The following is a 20157-nucleotide window of genomic DNA, read 5'->3' as shown; positions in this document are numbered from 1 at the left end:
CTGTTTTCATGAGATATCCTTTTTAGTGGCTTTAACTGAAATTATTACCTGATAATGCGGGTCGTTGGGTATAAGCTTTTCTTTTGATATTTCGGGAAGGCCAAGTCCATACAGAAAAGATGTGGCGGCAAGTACATTGCCATAGGAATTAACTGTTATTGCTCCGGAGAAAGTGTCCTGTAGCAGCTTCCGCATAGCTTGTGCAGTGAAAGACCAATACCAGATATCTTTCCACTGCCCATGGTCAATAGGCGTGATGCCTGGAACGGTGAGGAGTAAGGTACCTCCGGGCTTTAGTATACGGTGGCAAGTTCTTAATGCTCCCTGAACATCATAAATCAGATGAAGTGTTTGGGTCAGGATAATGCAGTCAAATAAATTATCCGGAATATCCGGGGCATTACTGATGTCACCAATAAAAGTAGCATTCGGGTTGCTGGCATCTACATGCAGAATATCACTCTGACTAACTCTTTCTCGTCCGAAACAGAGTGTGTACTCATTGTCTCCAATTTCAAGCACTCTGTCTTTGATGTTCTCTTGCTCCAGTTCCAAAAAGTTTTCAATATAATACCTGTCTATCGGACCTCCCCGGTCATAGCCAAACTCTGTACTGAATGGAGTAGTGCGGTCAAGGTCGCCCAGGTTAACTTTCCTGATTTTAGGTACATACTTTTTGTATACCCCTAATTTGTGTAGCCATCTTAAACTATAGTCAGGGGCCATTGCTTTAGCTGCAGTTTTCAGTTTGGTGGTATTAGCAACTATGTTGTATTTGATGTAATAAGCAGGTTTATTCTTTAAAAGAGTCTCCAGTTCCGCCTTTGCCGGCGGTTCTTTTCTGTGAAGTAAATTCCTGTAAAGTTCGTTGCAGTAATAGTTCTTCCATATTCTACGACCAGCCTTAAAAGCTTTTATTTCCTTTTCGTCCAGTAAGTGTTCTTTTTGCCTTTGTTGAATACGAAGCACTCCATTAAGCATGTCGGGTATGTTTGTTGACATGTTTGAAGTATGTATCCGGTAGGCCGCTATTTTATTCAGGTGATGGTAAATTTTGTATTTTCTCGCAATCTTTAGGAACAAGTCATAATCTTCACAGTTCTTTAAGGTGACATCATAGGAAAACTCATCAAACACCCACCGTTGGAAAAGTACCGTTGCGATCATACCTATGTAGTTGCATTGAAGTAGGCGACAGTAGTGATCGGAGTTTACTTCGACAACACCTTCTCTTATCTTATTTTCCTGGATATAAATGGCATCAAAAGTCCCGGATATAAAAGCAACATCGTTGTTTGCCTGCATGTACCCTACATTAATTTCAATGCCTTTCGGGTAGAGCCAGTCGTCGGCATCCAGAAAAACCAGATAGCTGCCATTGCTTTTTTTTATACCCGTGTTCCGTGCTGCTGAAAGGCCTTGATTCTGTTGGTAAACATATGTGACGGCATGGTAGCTTGTAGCAACTGTCTGCGTGTTATCTGTAGATCCATCGTCTACCACAATTATTTCAATGTTGTTATACGTCTGGTTTATTACACTTTTTATAGCCTTATGCAGGTATAAAGCATGGTTATAGCACGGGATAATAACCGTAACCAACGGATTAAGAGATTTGTGAGAAGCTGGCTGCATAATCTGTGTACCACTCTGCCAATGGAATTACCTGTTTTTATAGTAAAAGATTAGCCCTGACAGTACTCCGCTCATCTGCGCCCAAAGGGTGGTGTACCTGTAGCGGTAGCCCGGAAAACCTTTAAGTATAGAACGAGGGTAGCCTTTAAACAGTAACCTGACCAAGTGCTGCGTGTAAGCAGCCCTTTTGTATTGCTTCTGCTGAATAAGAGCTGCTGCAGCATGGCCGCGCATGTAATAGAATATCTGCTTTCTTAAGCTTCTGATATCCTTTCTGTGCTGATGGAATACTATGGCTCTGGGGTTGTAGTGTATCGTATAACCGTGCAACAAAAGCCGGTACCATAGTTCTGAATCACCGCTACATCCTGCTGCCCCTGCGTCCAGTAATTCGTTAAAAGTGCCTGTAGCTTTCAGTACATTCTTTCTGAATGCCATGTTTGCCCCTGCACCAATTTCCCAAACCGGTGGCCCTTGAGCATGTGTTTTGAATAAAAATCTTTTGGTGTAAACCTTATCAGCATAGCCCCGGTTGAAGCTCCAGTGTTTTTCAAAAATACATTGGGCCTCCGTTTGCAACTCAGAGGCTAGTACCAAGCCCGTCATGGCAGCAATTGCAGGGTTCTTAAAAGACTCCCACACGTGGTGCAGCCAAAGGCGGTGTACAGCTACATCATCATCTACAAAAGCCACAATAGGATAGGCTGCATGCTTCAAACCTGTATTCCGGGCAATGTCGAGGCCCTTTCGAGACTCTCTTACATATACCATGTTGCCAGCATATGTGAATTGCTTTACTATCAGCTCAGTAGCCTCATCTAAAGGAGCATTGTCTACAACTATAATTTCTGCCGCAAGGCAGGCAAGTTTGCTTAGGTTTGTTAAACACTGCTGCAACTGGCGAGCCCTGTTATGTGTGCAGATGATTACCGACACAGGTACGCGCGCAGCAACTATAGCTGAAGTATAATTTAAGAAAACAGCCTCTAGCGTGGTGATCCAGGCTTTATAGTTGTCATCAGGAAGTAACTTGTTCCAATCGGGCTGTAAATGCTGTTGCCCACTGGCATAAAACCGGAGAGCAGGAAGTATGGCCTGCTTTATGATTTTATAATACCCTTTTTCCGAAAGCTTTCTGTTTGGCTCCAGGTACAGATCTCCTAAGGCAATATCATTCCACCAGAAAACAAGGTAGCTCCCAGTAGTCAACGGATGACTATAAATTGGTGCCGGAGCCTCCTGAAGGTAGATATGTCTGATATGATATGGCGGCTGGATTTTCATACACAAGAGAGTGTGTTTTTTATTTCTGGACCATATCTGCTTGTTTAATGCAGAAAGGGAATTTAGGACGGACTGTACCCCACCATTTTCCATACCATTGTATTTCACCACGGTAGTCCTGCAAGTCAAAAGACAGACACTCATCAAAATCAAACAAAGGCACAGAAGTGTCTTTTACAAAATTCAGGGAAATATAATATGAACCATCATTTAAGAAATCGCCCGGAATAAGGCATTCCCCCTCCATAACACCTTTATGGCTCAGGATAGTAGGAGAGGGAAGGTCGAAAATACACTCTCCGCTGATAGAGAATAATAGTAAACCAGAACTAAGCACTATATCCTCTTTCATGCTCCAGAATTGAAATTTAATCAGAAGAGGGGTTCGTATATCCAGGATGTTTTCAGAGTACTCCAGTTTGGGGATTAGTTCTACCGACTTCATACGTATCCAGCTATTACCAGGGGCTTCCTCAGGATTGACCCAACTCTGCTTGAAGTTTGTTTTCTGGTTGTTATTCAGGTACTTATTTATGACTTCTGGTACATGTCCAAATGCCTGCATTCGGCCTTTGTTTAGCCAGATGGCTTTATCACATAAGTTTTTAATGGCCTGCATGCTGTGGCTGACAAACAGAATTGTTCTTCCACTTGATTGGGAAACTTCCCTCATTTTGCCTAAACACTTCTTTTGAAAATCAGCATCGCCTACTGCCAGTACTTCGTCTACAATTAAGATATCCGGCTCCAGGTGGGCCGCGACAGCGAAAGCTAACCGGACATACATCCCCGATGAATACCGCTTAACAGGTGTGTCAATAAATTTTTCAACCCCTGAGAATGCGACGATTTCATCAAACTTTCGCTTTATCTCGGGCTTGCTCATTCCTAAAATGTAGCCGCTTATGTATATGTTCTCCCGACCGGACAATTCCTGGTGAAAACCTGTACCAACTTCCAGAAGGCTGCTAACTTTCCCTTTCCCTTTTACAACACCTTCAGTTGGCCGCACAATTCTTGAAATTATCTTTAGTAAGGTTGACTTGCCGGAACCATTACTGCCAATTATACCTATAGCATCACCTTGACTTACTTCAAAACTCACATCCTGTAACGCCATGATATGTTGTGAATACTTACCAGTGTCGGGTTCATCTCCCAACTGAAAAAAAGGGTCCTGCTTATTCAGGACAGAAGAAGTCCACCAGCGTTGCAGATCTTGCCTGAAAGAACCAGTGCCAATGGATCCCAGGCGATACATTTTGTATAGATGTTCTACTGTTATGACTACTTCTGGCATTATCAAGTCGTTAAACTATATCAATCAGCTTATCACACTGCTTATTAAAAAGTAATGTGGCTCCGATCAGAATCAATACAATAATACCTGTACTATAAAGTACCTGAGGAGCGGTAACATAACCTTCTCCGAACAAGGAAAGACGGAAGAGCTCAAATAGGGGGGTAAGCGGATTAATTTGCACCACCCAGCGCAGCCTTTCCGGAATAGCAGTAACCGGATAAATTACCGGAGTTACGAACATAAGCAGGCGGATACCCAATGTTACCAGGTTTGTTAGGTCCCGGTATTTTGCTGTCAGCAGCGAGCACATTAAACCCAGCCCTAAAGCCATTAATCCAATAAATGTTATTGCAACTGGTAAGGCAAGAATCCATAAACTAAGCTGCAACTGTAAATCAGAGAATAAGCTAAAGTATATAATCACCATCAGGAAGAGTAATAGCTGCATCAGAAATCTGATAAAGTGAGTGCTTACAATTGAAACAGGCATTACAATTCGGGGAAAATATACTTTACTGAAAATATGCGCATTCTCTTTAAATGTGCCGGAACTGCCTGTAAAGCTGTCGCTGAAAAAATTCCATAAGATTATACCTGAAGCATAAAATACTACTGGTGGCAAATTGCCTGTTGAAATACCAATTAGCTTATTAAAAACCATAACATAGGTTATTAATGTCAGGACGGGCTGGAAAAATATCCAAAGGGGGCCCAGGATGGTTTGCTGATAATTTAGTAGAAACTGCCTCTTGATTAAACCTGCTAGTAGAAACCGGTAAGCCCACAACTCTTTTGGAGAATGGCTCCAGAAGCTGGTTGATTTATCTATTTGCCATTCCCATTTATTAGCAGTTGAAGGCATAGGTCAAATAACAGATTGTAGATAAGCTTTGTATCTATAATACTGTATAATTATAATAAAAGTTGGTATTTATTCATTCAGGAATAGTGTCTTAGTAAATCAGCAATGGTGATGGTTTTATGAATAGGAAAGTAAGCTTAACCGTTCTCGGTTGCCTGTATCTATAGTTGTATTTCAAACTAGCAACTATAAAGTTAAGCCCCGGTTAACTCAGCCTGTGCGTTTTCCGATAAAATATGCATGGCATAGGCGAAGACACAGGTATTTCTCTAAAGATGAACCCTGGAACTATGATAGCATAGATACCTGGAGGTAACGAGCAGGTATTACCCCATAAGTTTTTGAAGCAATAAATATTAAGTAAGCCTTGAGCTTTTCATTTGCTTACTGAAAGACGCGAAACTTTATCAGGTTTCATTCTTTGATCACCTCCTCTTCACAACAGGATATTTTGGCGTCGGCGTAAGGGCAGTGATTTCGGGAAAGCCCGATTTCGACTCTGAATACTATTACATCTTCAAACGAACCAATACAAACAAAAAGCACTATTTACACAATTCTTCAGGGTTGTAGTTTTTACTGGATATTGTAAAAGTGGCATGTTGTACTGATGAACAAACAGGGCATGTGCAGGATAACTTTCCTTAATGCAAAAGCCTGCATTTTGTATTGTGAGCTTACGAACAGCAATCAAATCAATTTGTTAATTCTCTCTTATTTTTCCTGGTAATTGCATTTAGCAAACAAATATAGAGAATCTATATAATCTATTTATTTAAAATCATATTTGAAAAGTTCAATAAAATTCTCCATTAGCCCGTTTCAAAAAAGGTTGTGTTATCGGCATAATTTGGTTGTTTTTTTTAGTATACTAATAAAAACATGGTGTGAATCTAATAAAATGCCCTTTTTTTTGGCGAATGGTTTTTATTTCTGAAACAAGTTATACTACATTTGTGGACTTCCTTTTAGTAAAATGTACAAAGTAGCTTACTGTTGTGCGATTTGCAGGAAATTAGATAAATGAATGTTGAATTTTTAGTGAGGTTGGCGTATGGTAAGACTTTTAAAAGTAAACATTTAATTTAAGTACAATCATTTTTATCCCTTTAAGCAAGAGGCGAATCCCGGTTGGATGCTAGTATTGAGCATATCGTAAGGCACCGGAAGCCTTAGTAATTTTTAACTTTTAGCCTAATCCAAATGAATCGTTTATTAAAATATATCCTGGCACCAGTGATGGTGGGTGCTATAGTTGTGTCTTGTGATCAAAAAGAACTAGATGAAGTTTCACCAGTTTCAGCTTTAAGTGCTGAATCTGCGGACGCAGCCACTTCTGCAAATTACATTTATCAGGAAACCTTCGAAGGCAGTACTGCTTTCTCTGGCCGTCATACACAGTTCGGTACTTCGTATGCCTTCCAGATGGTAACTAACCCGGTTTTTAGCGGAGCCAAGTCAGGCCGTTTTGAGCTGCGCAGCTCAGATGGCGCGGTAGCAAATGGTACAAGAGCTGAAGTTATTGTAGCAGATCCGGCTACAAATAAAAACAGATGGTATAGTTTTGCTGCGTATTTCCCTTCTAAAGATTATGCATATGATACGGAGAGTGAAGTGATCAGCCAGTGGTGGCAATCATCTGGCACTACACAGGCAACCTCATTGCGAGTTCGTAAAGACAGGTTAATTCTAAGAACTGGAAATAACTCAGGTTCACTGAAGGAGATTGACCTGGGTGCAATAACAAAAGATACATGGAACGAATATGTATTCCATTTCATCCACTCTTATGGTTCTGACGGACTAATTGAAATCTGGAAAAACGGAACCAAGATATTACATCGTACAGGTGGTAACATGTATGATACTAAAATGCCTAACTGGAAGATTGGTATCTATAAAGCATCCTGGAACAATGGTGAAAGCCTCACTACAAAGCGTGTACTTTTATATGACAACGTACGTGTTGGAAACGAAAATGCAACTTTGGCTGACATGAGAACTGGCAGTACTACTGAAGTTCCTTCTACAACGGAACCTGTTGTGTCTCCAACTCCAACAGAGCCGGTTTCAAGCAACTCTCAAATCACAAGCATTACTTTAGTAAATGCTGGAACAGAGAAAGATGTAATGAAGATGACGAGTGGAGTAGCTTTAAGCTATAGTTCATTAGGAACTAAGAAGTTTAACTTCCGTGCAGACCTTGGTTCTTCAGTTGGAAGCGTTAAGTTTGTTCTAACCGGAGCTAAAAATCATAGCTATACTGATAATGCTTCTCCATATGCGCTCTTCGGTGATGATGGAAGAGGCAACTATTACTATGGTAACTTAACCTTGCCTGTAGGTAATTACACGTTAACAGCTACACCTTATTCCGGATCTAAAGGATCTGGAACTGCTGGAACCCCTGTAGTTATTAAATTCTCTATAAAGTATTAAACACTTAGAAGTGGGATGAACAATAGTTGGTTATTGTTTATCTTTAAGAGTGAGACTAACTCATTTATAACCACAAAAAAAGCAGCTACTTATAGCTGCTTTTTTTGTGGTTATAAATGAGTTGATTTGAACAGCCACCCCAATCACCGGCACTTTATTCAGTAATACTATAGGTAGAGCTAGTAGTTATGCCGTTGCCTATGAAAACAGCAACTATACTTGAACTACCAACAACATGCTTTTTTCTTTTTAATGAGGATGTAGCTGACCGCTAGGCTGGCGAAATTCCTTTATTAATACAATACTATAGTACTTTACATATTAAAAGGAATGAACAAAGCCAATATGTCTTTCTTAAAGGCCTGTCCCATTGTTGATTTATGATTAAAATCTCTATCAGAAATGGTTCTCTGGGAGATAATCGTGTTTAAATATTTTGTTTAAACCTTAGCACTGAAGCCAACTATATAGTATTAGTGAGTTGGCGTTTTAATTCGCCTGCTTAACAGGTTTTTACTCAAAAGCTATGAAAGATTATTTCACAAACAGGGGCATTGAGATAACAAAAAATTTAACTGTATGAATTGTACTATATAGGTTTTTTTAAAGATATTTTGTTTTATGGGGTGCCTCGCTTTGTCTCAGGAACTACTTTCCTCTGATCAATTTTAAATATATGTCTTTTGTGTTTTAGACAGATAAATTACATATTTTTCTGTCTTTGTATTTAGCCCAGTTCCACTCCTTATCAGTTGGGTTTATTCTCCCGCCTGCATTAAAATTTAGGAGCTATCCGCTTTTTTGTACAGCCTCTTAACATAAATTGTTCTTCGTTCATAAATATCGCACGTTCGCTGCTTAATATGTCAATTTAACATTTTATAAATGCAATCCTGCATCTTTTCATAGTTAATTAAGTATAATAAGTTATAAATTTTATCTAATAATTGCTATAATTATTCTTATTGATAAATTGTACTTTGTTTATTTATACTTAAATGCATTTAATTCAATTACTTAATATTTAATATGATTAATTTATACTCCACATTTAAGAATACACCTTGATAGGATTTTTAAAACTCATATCAAGGACATAGGATAGTGTATTACATGTAAAATGTTAATGTTATAGCGCATAAAATATTTGATCATGCAATAGATGAACCTTAAGTTTCTTACTACTAGCAAATAGTCCATACTGTACCTATACGCTGCAAAAGACGCAAATGTAAATCTCTTGTAGTGTCGATTTCCAAAGTATCTAAAGGGAATTATGCTTAACAGTGCTTTTAATTGAGTTTGACTATGATTAGCCCAAGACTAATAAAGCTTTCTTATTTTGGGGGTGATTTATTAACCTTTGTTGTTGCCCTTCTAATTTCAATTCATCTTTTTAACAATCGGAATCTAGGAATATTAAACTGGGAGATTTTTGCTGGTTTCATTTTGCTATGGTTACTAATATGTTACTGGAGAAAACTTTACTTTATTAATTTTCATCAAAGACCTACTTTGTCAGTAGGGTATATTAAAGCATATATAGTTTTATTAGTAATATTTCTAATATTTTATTTGATCTCACCTTATTCCTTCTATAACATTCGTGCTCTTATAGTTTTTGCAATTACTTTTCAGGTTTTAGGCATTTCTATAAATATGCTCGTTGTTAATTATACTGACTTTGCGAAAATCAAAGCTAAAAAAGAGCGCTTTACACTTATTGCCGGTGTAGGGAACCTGGCTGAGAGTGTGGAAAGACAACTAAACTCCCAAAGCCGGGAAGGATTAAAAGTAAAAGGCTTTATAGATTGTCAGAAAAAAGAGAGCTGCCTGGTTGGAAAGGACAAAGTTGTAGGAGACTTAGCTCACATCCATGAGTACCTTAGGGAAAACCCAGTAGATGAAATTGTTATTGCCTTACCAGTAAAAACATCCAAAAAAGTTCGCAATATAATTGAAGCTGCCGATTATCATGGTGTAAGAGTTAAATACATTCCGGATTACCAAGGCATTTTTGGGAAGAACTATAAAATAACAAAATATGGCCAGATTGATGCAGTAAATGTCAGGCAACTGCCTTTAGACGAGACACATGCCTTTATACTTAAGAATAGTTTTGATAAAGTGTTTGCGACGTTGGCGCTTATTGCCTTATTACCAGTTTTTATAGTTATAGCTCTACTGATAAAGCTTGAATCACCAGGTCCTGTTTTCTATTGCCCTATAAGGATTGGGAAGGGTGGTAAGCCGTTTAAAGTTTATAAGTTCAGGAGCATGAGCTACAACGACACTGTTTCAGGAGGTTTACTTTCCACTCAAAAGGATGATCCGAGGGTAACTACAATCGGAAGAATATTAAGAAAGTATAGCCTGGATGAACTGCCTCAATTTATGAATGTACTCATTGGCAACATGAGCGTTGTGGGGCCCCGACCACACAGAAGTTTCCTTAACCAGCAACTGCAGGCAAGTGTAGACAAATATATGATCAGGCACTATTTTAAGCCGGGTATAACAGGATGGGCACAGGTAAATGGCTGGAGAGGCCCTACAGAAACTGAAGAGCAAAGGATACAAAGAACCATGCATGACCTATGGTATATGGAGAATTGGTCCATTGGCCTGGATCTTAAGATTATATACAGAACGATATTCAGCGCCAAGACCCACACTATAGCTTTCTGATAAAAATGATTACCGAAGTAGTCATATCAATATTGCACAGAATGTATAGAACTGCATCCATTTTTTTACTATGTGTTCTGGTTCTTTCAATGGTTGCTTCAAAGTATAAAAGTATACAGCAAGGCCTAAATCAGCTTAAAGATTATCATTGGTCAAGAGTAGCTCTTTATTCTGTTAAAGATGATCTGAAGCAAAGACACCGCTCCTGGGCGGGTTCAACTCAAAAGCCTGCAGCGAGTAGCATACTATTTGAAGAGACATTTGAAGGTAACGATGCCCTTGCTAAAGTAGTCAGTATGCATACAAGTACCGATTATGGTTTCAGGCTTGTGGATAAACCGGTACACCGTGGCAGGAGAGCAGGCAGGTTTGAGTTACGCGATACTGACCCAATGATTCACAGAGGTACCAGGTCAGAGCTTTTCGTAATAGATAGAATAACATACAAAGAGCGATGGTATAGTTTTGCAGCATTTTTTCCTTCTGAGGGATATGCCAATGATACATCTAATGAACTAATAAGTCAGTGGCACCAGAGCGGGAGCCCACCAATTTCTTTACGCATTTCAAATGACAGGTTTTACCTGAGAGTGTTACATAATTCTGACGAAAGTGCTTGGGAAAAAATAGATATAGCTCCTGTAACAAAGGATGTCTGGCATGAGTTTGTTTTTCATATTATACATTCTGAAGGAAAAGATGCTTTAATTGAAGTCTGGCATAATGGCAGGCTACAAATAACATACCGGGGCCGAAACCAAATTAAAGGAGAAAAGATGCCTTACTGGAAAGTGGGAATCTACAAGGCAAAATGGAATAAAAGTACAACAGACACACATATAAGGATCTGTTATATTGATGATATTAAGGTTGGTAATGAGAATGCCCGCTTTTCTGATATGACGTCCTCAAGCCAAAGCTCTCATAACCTGGTTACTGGTGAAGGGATAAAAACTGATATTAAACTATAAATCATATAAGGTAAACTTTTCTTCTACAAGTTCCTTTAAACAAGCTTCCGGTCTGTAAATTTAAATTAAACGATAAATGTTACAGAAGTTTTGATGTTTGAAATTAAGATTAGTGAAAGAATGAAAAAAGAGTATTTGCTATGGAGTATAGTTTGAGAAATATGATTACCTGGTTATTAGCAAATATTTTAATCATTTGTGGTTGTGTGCGAAGAGCTAAGGCAAAAGCCATGAATGGTGAATTCATACTTTCAATGTATTTCCACGACCCCACGAGGGAAGAATTTGAAGCTTGTGTAAAGTGGCTCCGTGAAAACCATTTTACCTTTATAAGTATAAACGATGTGTACAGGATTATTCAACAGAATTTGCCTTTGCCAAAAGGTGCTGTTCTGTTAACTGTAGATGACGGATGGAAAGACAATGAAAAAAACATTGTAGAAGTAGCCAATAAGTATGGTGTCCCTGTTGCAATATTTGTTTCTACTGAACCTGTAGAGGAAGGCGCTTATTGGTGGTCTTATCTTAAGAAAGCAAAAGACCTTAAGTTAAAAATACCACCGAAGGCTTCTTTAAAAATGGTGCCGAACAATGTAAGATTATCTCTTATTAATAAAATAAAACGAAATGTTGTTCTCGAAAGGGAGGCAATGACAATTGATCAGATCAGAAGGATATCAGAATCAGAATTTATTACTATTGCCGGTCATACCCACACGCACCCTATACTTACCAATTGCGAAAACGACCAGATATACACTGAATTAAAGGTATCGAAAGATAAACTCCAGGAATGGACAGGGAAGGAAATTTCGTTCTTCGCTTATCCTAACGGGGATTATAGTAAAAAAGAGATGCAAGCTCTGCATGATCTGGATTATAAGCTCGCGTTTTCAAGTGTACCTAAGGCATTAACTCTTCAGGATTTAAAAAATAACTACTGCCTTCCACGGTTTGGCATATTGGAGGGAGCATCTTTTGCAGAAAATCTGTGCAGGATGATGGGTGTCTGGAAACCTATGATGCTTAAATTAAGCTTGCCACCATTTAAGAAGAGCCCACCAATGCCTGTTCCTGCCTATAGTTCTAAACAACCTAAGGTGCTGGTTTCATAATATATTGGTGCTTTAACTTAAGTGTAAGCCAGAATTACCTGTAAAGACTTTACTTTTCTACAATACACATTATACGCACCATAATTTACTATGAGAAAATCTTGCCCTTCCCGCAGCCTCCTTATCTGGCCTCCTTTACCGCTTGGCGTTTATTTTAAAAAGAAAGCAGACTGGCTTCCTTTTCCTTTAAACCAGGAAGGGTGTCGTATATATTCTCTTGCACGCCATGCTATCTGGAATGCGTGTCAATCATTACAGCTTGGTTCAGGCGACATTGTACTTGCACCAGCTTACCACCATGGTTCCGAAATAGAGGCTCTTATAGAAGCAGGTTTGCAGATCAGGTATTATGAAGTTAACGAGGCGCTGGAACCCGATCCCGAATGCTTGCAGGCGCTCCTGACCCCGGAAGTTCGTGCGTTGTATATTATCCATTATCTAGGTTTTGCGCAGGATGCCGGTTTTTGGCGGCAATGGTGCGACAGCAATAATCTGCTTTTAATTGAGGATGCAGCACAGGCTTTCCTGGCTACGCACCAAGGGCAACCTGTGGGTTCTTTCGGGCATATGGGTGTTTTCTGTTTATATAAAACGTATGGCATACCTGATGGGGGCGCTGTAATATGTACGGTACCACCCGCATTACCTATAGCTGTGTCTGAAACAGGAGGATGGCGGGCATTTAAGCGGCATGTAAACTGGATAGCAGCACGTCGTGCAGAAGTGGGAAGAGTACACCTCTTCTTTAAGCCTATAGTTACGTGGTGGAATAAAACGTGGCATCGCATGCGTGGACAATTAACCATTGAGTTTGATATGGGTAATCCTGCTTCGCCACCATCTGCCTTAACTAACTACCTGTTACCAAAGCTACTCGACGAAACTACAGCCGAACGAAGGAGAGCAAACTACAGATTCCTACTAAAACACCTGAGCGATATGGTGCCGGCTCCTTTTGCTTCTGTCCCTGACGGAGCAAGTCCGTTTGCTTTCCCTGTAGAAGTACATAATGCCAGAAACTTCCTGATGGAACTACGCAAAAAGGGGGTAGTGGGACTTCTTTTCTGGCTTAATCCACATCCTTCACTACCTGTTGAAGATTTCCCACGGAGCAAAAGGTTAAGAGAAGGCCTTGTTGCTTTGCCTGTGCACCAGGAACTGGCCTTGGCTGATCTGCATCAGATTGTGGATGCAGTGCTGGATGTAAGGGTTAAGAACGAGGCTGAAGTAGGTGCAGTTGTATGATGCTTATTACGCTTCTAAAATATCTTGAATGCTAATAAATAGTGATAAGCTTATGCTGAAAGGATTCTGAACTATGCAGACTGATAGTACATATAAAACAATTCCACAGCCTCTTGATCTATGTAAGGTAGAGCTAATGGTGGGTAAGGATGTTTTCGAGTTATTAAACAACGAGGAATTTAAGACAGGCTGGGATACGTTATATGCTACCTGTTCCTGGGCGACTGTTTTTCAGAGCAGGGAGTTTGTTACAGCCTGGTATAACATTTACCAAAAAGAGTACCTGCCCATCCTGGTAAGAACTGAAAGCAATGGCCAACTTCAAGGGTTATTAACTTTAGCATTAAAAGTACCTGGGGGTTCTGATGTTTCCTCTGATCTAAGAAATAAAAGAGTACGCATAGTAGGAGCTGGCCATTTTGAGGCTGAGTACCAGACCTGGCTTACCGCTGATGGCGACGGCTTTGAATTTATAAATAACGCACTTTCTGAGGTACTGGAGCTGTACCCTAAATGTGATATCCTGTTTAGGTATATCCCTGCACAGGTTCCTGTAGAATGGACCAGTACAAAGCCACAATGGAAGAGCAGGTGTATAATTGAGCCTTTCCGGCGACCTCTGATGGATTTGCGTGATCCTGATCTTCCTAAAATGTTCCGGAAGAGTGAGTTCAGGAACAAACTCAACAGGTTGAAAAGGCTTGGCGAACTACAGTTTGAAGAGATAACAGACCTTGGCACCTTTACAGCCATCCTCCCTGAACTAACAGTACAGTTTGATTTCAGACAAGGTGCCATGTTTAACAAAAATCGGTTTAAAGAAAACCCGCTCAAATCGGAATTCCTGATTGCCTTGTTTCAGCAAAACCTGCTGCATGTAACGTTGCTTAGGACAGAACAGCAGATTCTGGCGGCTATAGTTGCACTTGCCGGAAAAGACTGGGTGCATTTGGGGGGAATTAATATACATTCCCCTCTGAAGGCAAATTATTATTCTCCCGGGTTTGTACATTTCCTGATGCTGGGCCAGCGCTTGTCAGAGGCAGGGTATGCCACATTTGATCTCACCCCAGGAGGTGATTCTTACAAAGAACGCTTAGCTACCACACATGACTTTGTTTACGAATTAACTGTTACCAATAATCCAGTATACTTCATTAAAAGAGGTTTGCGAAAGTCGGTGCACCACACTTTAATAAGAGCTGGGTTAAGGCCAATGAGTGTTGAGCTTTCGGTTATCAGGACAGTTTACGTATTAAAGGCCAGGCTAAAGGTTATTAAGAAAAAGGGTTTGTTACGCCATCTACTTGAAAACCTGGCCAGTAAAGACAAGGCAAAGAAATACAAGGTTTATCAGCTGAAACAGGGAAGTGTTGCTGGAGAGGTTTCTGTCAGAGTGCGAAAAAATAGCTTTAAAGATTTACTGGATTATAATCAGGGTTTATCAAAGCAAACAAGATGGGAATTTCTGGAAGATGCAATGCATCGGTTTGAAGTCGGGGAACAGTCGTTTACCTGGGCTGAAGATGGGGTGTTGTTGGCCTGTGCCTGGTTAAGCGACCCTAAAACATTGATAAAAAGCAATAAGCTGGAAGTTGAATTACCCGGAAATGCACAAGTACTTCAGATTTTGTGCTCTCATCAGAATAGTAAAGCAGAACTGGAAAGTTTTATTGCAGGCGTTACTGGAATGATATACTCTGAGATAAAAAATGCGGAGTTATATGCTATAACCACTGGAGCAGATAAATCAGTTGATAGAGCTATACATTATTTAAGAAGGGAACTATAGGACTACCTTTCTTACTATAGCCATAAATATAGTTTGAAGTAAATTTGATAGTTAACTTATAGTTAGAAGCTGCTTAGCGGCCTATAATTTAACCGATGTGAAATTCATCATTGCTTTCTCCTTACAACTCACAAGCTTTTCAGGCTGAATATAGTTATTTTTGTTATCCAGGAAAGCTGTGATCTGGGCTACTGTTTCTGCTATGTCTTTGGTGCCATCTCCAATTTTGTAATTTTCATGGTACCCTATACTATTTAAAAAGTCGCCGCATTTTCTGTGGTACTCTACCAGGAAAAACGGAATCTGAGAAAAACATGCGAACATGGATGCGTGTAATCTTACAGAAAGCATTACATCGCACTCAGATACTTTATTATACATAAAGTTAGTTCTGGTATTATATGGTACGATTTCTATATTAGTTACTTTTTTGTTTGTAAGGAAGTTAATGATAGAATAGGTTATTTGCTGATCACCGTTAATAACGTTGCCATTAAATATAAAAAACCTGAGTTTAACATTCGTCTTCCGCGAAACTTCCAGTAATAAATTCTTTAAGTAATTTGTTCGGCGTTCCTCAGAAGCTGAGTTTGCTAATCCTCTGTAACGCTCAAAATAACAGGCGCTTATGCCTAATACTTTTTCCGAATGATCGCCATTAACAGTAACCGGATTATAGATGTAAGGTAGTAAGGCAGCTAAATCAAATGCATTTATAGGGTTATAAGGTAGATTATAACTTAAAGCCAGCTTGTATGAGTATTCATCTCGCAACGCAAGAAAGTCCAGGTTTGTTAAGTAACCAATAATGGCTTTTTCGTGCTCCATATTTTTATAAGGTCCTAACGAAACTCCTATTGCACCTATAGTAAGCGATTTTTTCGTTTTCTTTTTTAGTAAGGACAAATTACGGATATGCATACTGTCAGGTGCTTTTTCAAAAGTAGAACCACCTGAAGATACTACAGCATCAGCATCACATAGTTGCAGCAGACATTCTAGTCTATATTGCCCACGAAAAGCCTGCTTTTCGAAGCAGCTTGCGGAATGCTTGATCTTTGGAAGCGATCTGGATAAAAAAAAGTTGTTTTTTGTTCCCCAATACGTTTCTGCACCCCAGGCCGATACTTCAATGAATGCGTCATCACCTGTATTTTCATGCCCATAATACCCCTCGAATAATATCTTTTTCATATTTAGATATGGTGCTAATTGCGTTTAAATAAACCCCCTTTTCCTGCAAAGTGCCTTAGTTTGTATAGTACAACCTGAATTTTTCGAGAACTTTCTTAGTAGGGATACTAAACAGGTTTCTCTCAAAACTATTAAGCCCCTTCCACCAGATCATATTTATATAAAGTATTCCGAAGATCAATCCTTTTATTAATAGTGAGAGTAAAGTATTATGCGGGTATAGGTAATTTATGGCCAGCGCAAAAACGGTTGCAACCACAATGGGAACAGACATCCTGGTGATCTCCTTCCAGAAGCGGGGTATATCCAGGTTAATTTTTTTATAGTAATAAAAATTCATAGCAATAACATTACCGGCTATTAGTGAGGTAGCTGTTCCTATAGCGCAACCTATTCCGCCATATATTTTAGCTAAAGGTATACTGATTGCTAAGCTGGCTGTCGCTATAGCTATGTAAAGCAGGGATCTGAATTTATGCTGATTACGAGCCTGTAATATGGATATGCCGAGTGTCTGTATCAATGGTATAGTTAAGGGAATCATCAAAAGCAAAGAGATCAGGTAAGCGTCTTTATACTCAGGACCGGCCCAAAGTATAATAAAGCTCTTCCCAAATAAAATAAACCCGCTTAGCACAAATGCCATAATTACATACTGTATCCTGCCGGTCCGGATAAAAAGGTTTGAAAACTCTTTGTCGGTTGAGTTGCGTGCAACCATGGCAGTAACCTTAGGCAAAAAAACACCTGAAATAGCAGTAGATAGAGTCATATAATACATTTGTAGCTGTACCGCGATGGCATAGACTGCTACTACCGCAGTGCCAGCCATAACACCAAGCACAAACTGCCCAGAGCTCCAGTAAATCTTATCTACTATAACTCCCAGGAAAATGAAGAAAGAGTAGGAAGATATCTCCCGAAGAAGGCCCCACTCCAGATACTGGAAATGAATTTTGATTTTTAATCTGAAAAAACAATACCATGCATTAACGAGCAGCGAAACAATATTTAACACCGTTATTATCATTACTATACCTATGGCCTTGTATCCCATTAACAACAACGGTATCATCAGGCATGGGCTTATCAGGATTCGGAGTATGTTAACCAGTTTCTGGAAAACATACTGTTCATAAGCGGTTATGATGGAACCGAAAATACTAAGAGGAAAGGTAAGTGCCAGATTCAGGATCAACAATATGACCATTACGCGAGCTTTGGCCTGCTCTGCAACTGATAGTGAATTCCCGAAAATTGAATCTATGTTATAGTATAGAACCGTTCCGCTAATTATCACTAATAAACTAACACCACAATACAGTATCAGGAACATCCCAAATAAAGCATATTGCTCTTCTTCTTTACTTTGAGCGCGGTATTTGGCAGTATATCTTATTACAGCATTTCCTAAGCCAAGATCTAGAACTGTAAGATAAGCTACAACGGATGCAACAAGTGCGTAAAGCCCAAATTCAGACTTGCCCAGCATACGCAACATAAAGGGTGTGAAAAGCAGGCCTACTGCGTTGTTTATTCCTATGGAAATATACGATAAGAGTGCCCCGGCTTTTAGTTGATTGATAGCCATTTTACTTTCTGATAGTAATGTACTGTTCTTTTGATCCTGGAGTATTGCAACAAATTTGTCATGGTGTGCTGTTGCTGATCTGCACAGACTTTACTCATTTATAAATACAGATACTGAAGGAGTTTCTGTAACTATAGTATCTTTAGTTTCAACCGCTTTGGCATTTTGTTTTGCATCTATGAATGTTCTGAACCATAGTTCCAGGTGCACCCATTTCCAGATTTCTTTCGCAATGTTCACCTTGCCGGAAAGATGGTCTTCGTACTTGCTCCTGGCAATCTCTGGGTTGATAATGTTTCGCTCTTTGAAAGAGCTACTGTTCAAAATATCCTCTACAATATTTCTCCAGGCAGGTTCCCTGAACCATTCATCCTGTGGTGTGCCAAAACCGATCTTGTCCTGTCGTAACCTTATCTTTTCGGGTAGCACGCCTTTCATGGCTTCTCTTAGAATAAACTTTGTGATACCATTGCGAATAGCCCAGTCGTCGGAGCTGGCGAGCGTTCTTTCCACTAATCTGAAATCCAGGAATGGTACACGCGCTTCAAGTGAAAAATGCATTGAGTTCAGGTCTTCCCATTTAAGCAGGTGTTCCAGCTTATTTTCGAAATGATTCAGCAATGCATCCTTAAGTGAGTTTGAACCATATAAGTGTCCTGCGATTGCATTAGATTGGCTGTACTTATTCACAAGATCAGTATTTAAATAGCCCTTCTCACCAACTCTTACCTTCGTTTTCATTACTTCGGGAAGTAAGAAGTATGCAAATGATTTAAGGCCATACAGGCTGCGATGGTTCTTCAGGTAGTGATACATTTCATACATTAGCTTCCCGATTTTACCTCTCTTGAAAAGATCTTTAAAGTAGAATCCGAAAAAGTAGTGATAGCCGGCTAATTCTTCATCTGCTCCCTGTCCGTCAAGTGTTACTACCACTTTATCTTTGGCAAGCTCCATCACTTTAAATTGTGCATACGGCGAGGTAGAAGGGATGGGCTCTGCCTGTGCTTTTACAAACTCCATCAGGTCTGCTTCTAAGGTTGCCGCATTAGGGTAGATGTAATGCATGTTCTTTAGCAGTGGCGTGTACTCGTGAATAAACTTTTTCTCATCACCGGTTGCCCCGTCCTGGTATACCGCCGAAAAAGTATTCAAATCAGTCTTGTTGAACTCTTTAAGCAGAACAGAGACAATACTTGAAGAATCCAGCCCTCCGCTCAGGCAAACGCCAACTGGTACATCGCTTCTTAGCCTTAACCCAATGGCTGAAGTAAACAATGACTTATATTCGGCAGCATCTTTGAATTTCTCTGCCTTAGATACCCTCTCTCGCAGATTATACCAACGGCTATAGTTTACCTTTCCATTTTCTGCTATGAGTTTCATGCCATGCTGCAGCTTTTTTACTTCATTAAAGAATGTACTCTCCGTCTGGTCGGTCCTGTTAAAAGCCAGGTAATCAAATATACTCTGGTAATTTGCGGTTGGCTCCTTAGTTAACAGGGTAAGTAGTGGTGGAATTTCAGAACAGAAGGCAAATAAATCATCTGTATGAATGTAATAAAATGGCTTTATGCCGAAGCGGTCACGTGATGCAAAAACGGTCTTTTTTAGCCGGTCGTAAATGGCGAAAGCCCACATCCCGTTGAAATGATTCATGCAGTCTTCTCCCCAATGGATGTATGCCTGCAACAGCACTTCCGTATCCGTTTTCGTCTGGAAAGTGACACCTTGCTGGCGGAGTTCCTCTCGCATTTCGACGTAATTAAATATTTCCCCGTTAAAAACTAGAACATACCGCTGATCAGACGAGATCATTGGCTGATGACCATCAGGTGTCAGGTCTATGATACTCAGGCGAACAAAACCAAAACCTACAGCATCTTCTATAAACAGACCATCATCGTTCGGACCCCGGTGCTTCATTTGCCGCATCATTGATCGTAAAGAAGATTCTTTTGGTGTATCTTGATTGAAATGGATAATACCAGCTATTCCGCACATGATCTTGAGTGGTTGGTTAAACTAAATTATATAA

The 20157-nt window shown here is 39.7% G+C and carries 13 protein-coding genes; 6 read left to right on the top strand and 7 right to left on the bottom strand.

Features of this window, described 5'->3' with window-relative positions; genetic code table 11:
- Nucleotides 1–6: 6 nt before the first annotated feature.
- Genes GSQ66_RS06700 through GSQ66_RS06685 form a run of 4 tightly spaced genes read right to left on the bottom strand, consistent with a single transcriptional unit; the run spans nucleotide 7 to nucleotide 5084 of the window.
- A complete protein-coding gene (locus GSQ66_RS06700; protein ID WP_162426755.1) occupies nucleotides 7–1635 on the bottom strand; it encodes a glycosyltransferase in 1629 nt (542 codons plus the stop codon).
- 27 nt (nucleotides 1636–1662) lie between these two features.
- On the bottom strand, nucleotides 1663–2919 hold the full coding sequence (locus tag GSQ66_RS06695) for a glycosyltransferase family 2 protein (protein ID WP_162426754.1): 1257 nt from the start codon (nucleotides 2917–2919) through the stop codon (nucleotides 1663–1665).
- 19 nt (nucleotides 2920–2938) lie between these two features.
- Nucleotides 2939–4219 (bottom strand): ABC transporter ATP-binding protein, encoded by a 1281-nt coding sequence (locus GSQ66_RS06690; RefSeq protein ID WP_162426753.1) that lies wholly within the window; start codon nucleotides 4217–4219, stop codon nucleotides 2939–2941.
- Between the two features lie 10 nt (nucleotides 4220–4229).
- Nucleotides 4230–5084, bottom strand: coding sequence for an ABC transporter permease (locus GSQ66_RS06685; RefSeq protein WP_202923415.1), 855 nt, complete (start codon nucleotides 5082–5084; stop codon nucleotides 4230–4232).
- A gap of 1203 nt (nucleotides 5085–6287) precedes the next feature.
- Between GSQ66_RS06685 and GSQ66_RS06680 the strand changes: the two genes are divergently transcribed.
- The 6 genes from GSQ66_RS06680 (at nucleotide 6288) to GSQ66_RS06655 (ending at nucleotide 15334) form a co-directional block, all read left to right on the top strand.
- Nucleotides 6288–7523 (top strand): polysaccharide lyase, encoded by a 1236-nt coding sequence (locus tag GSQ66_RS06680; RefSeq protein ID WP_162426752.1) that lies wholly within the window; start codon nucleotides 6288–6290, stop codon nucleotides 7521–7523.
- A 1308-nt stretch (nucleotides 7524–8831) separates the two neighbouring features.
- Entirely contained in the window at nucleotides 8832–10211 is a 1380-nt protein-coding gene (locus GSQ66_RS06675) for an undecaprenyl-phosphate glucose phosphotransferase (RefSeq protein ID WP_162426751.1), read from the top strand.
- 5 nt (nucleotides 10212–10216) lie between these two features.
- The gene (locus tag GSQ66_RS06670) at nucleotides 10217–11182 is read left to right on the top strand and encodes a polysaccharide lyase (protein WP_162426750.1); all 966 of its coding nucleotides are present in this window, start codon (nucleotides 10217–10219) and stop codon (nucleotides 11180–11182) included.
- A gap of 161 nt (nucleotides 11183–11343) precedes the next feature.
- Nucleotides 11344–12297 carry a polysaccharide deacetylase family protein gene (locus GSQ66_RS06665; protein WP_238395846.1) on the top strand — a complete coding sequence of 318 codons (954 nt, stop codon included), beginning with the start codon at nucleotides 11344–11346 and terminating at the stop codon, nucleotides 12295–12297.
- A 90-nt stretch (nucleotides 12298–12387) separates the two neighbouring features.
- Entirely contained in the window at nucleotides 12388–13542 is a 1155-nt protein-coding gene (locus GSQ66_RS06660; RefSeq protein WP_162426748.1) for a DegT/DnrJ/EryC1/StrS family aminotransferase, read from the top strand.
- 73 nt (nucleotides 13543–13615) lie between these two features.
- The gene (locus GSQ66_RS06655; protein ID WP_162426747.1) at nucleotides 13616–15334 is read left to right on the top strand and encodes a GNAT family N-acetyltransferase; all 1719 of its coding nucleotides are present in this window, start codon (nucleotides 13616–13618) and stop codon (nucleotides 15332–15334) included.
- An 81-nt stretch (nucleotides 15335–15415) separates the two neighbouring features.
- On the opposite strand, the gene GSQ66_RS06650 is transcribed toward GSQ66_RS06655, so the two are convergent.
- The 3 genes from GSQ66_RS06650 to asnB form a co-directional block, all read right to left on the bottom strand.
- Complete coding sequence (locus GSQ66_RS06650; RefSeq protein ID WP_162426746.1) at nucleotides 15416–16528, bottom strand: polysaccharide pyruvyl transferase family protein; 1113 nt, start codon at nucleotides 16526–16528, stop codon at nucleotides 15416–15418.
- 55 nt (nucleotides 16529–16583) lie between these two features.
- Nucleotides 16584–18119: an oligosaccharide flippase family protein gene (locus tag GSQ66_RS06645; RefSeq protein WP_162426745.1), complete on the bottom strand. Its 1536-nt coding sequence runs from the start codon at nucleotides 18117–18119 to the stop codon at nucleotides 16584–16586.
- Nucleotides 18120–18209: 90 nt separating this feature from the next.
- Nucleotides 18210–20123: an asparagine synthase (glutamine-hydrolyzing) gene (asnB, locus tag GSQ66_RS06640; RefSeq protein WP_162426744.1), complete on the bottom strand. Its 1914-nt coding sequence runs from the start codon at nucleotides 20121–20123 to the stop codon at nucleotides 18210–18212.
- Nucleotides 20124–20157: the final 34 nt, after the last annotated feature.

The organism is Pontibacter pudoricolor (assembly GCF_010092985.1).
GTDB lineage: Bacteria > Bacteroidota > Bacteroidia > Cytophagales > Hymenobacteraceae > Pontibacter > Pontibacter pudoricolor.
The sequence above is the reverse complement of the archived record's forward strand: the minus strand, read 5'-3'. Positions and strand labels throughout refer to the sequence as shown.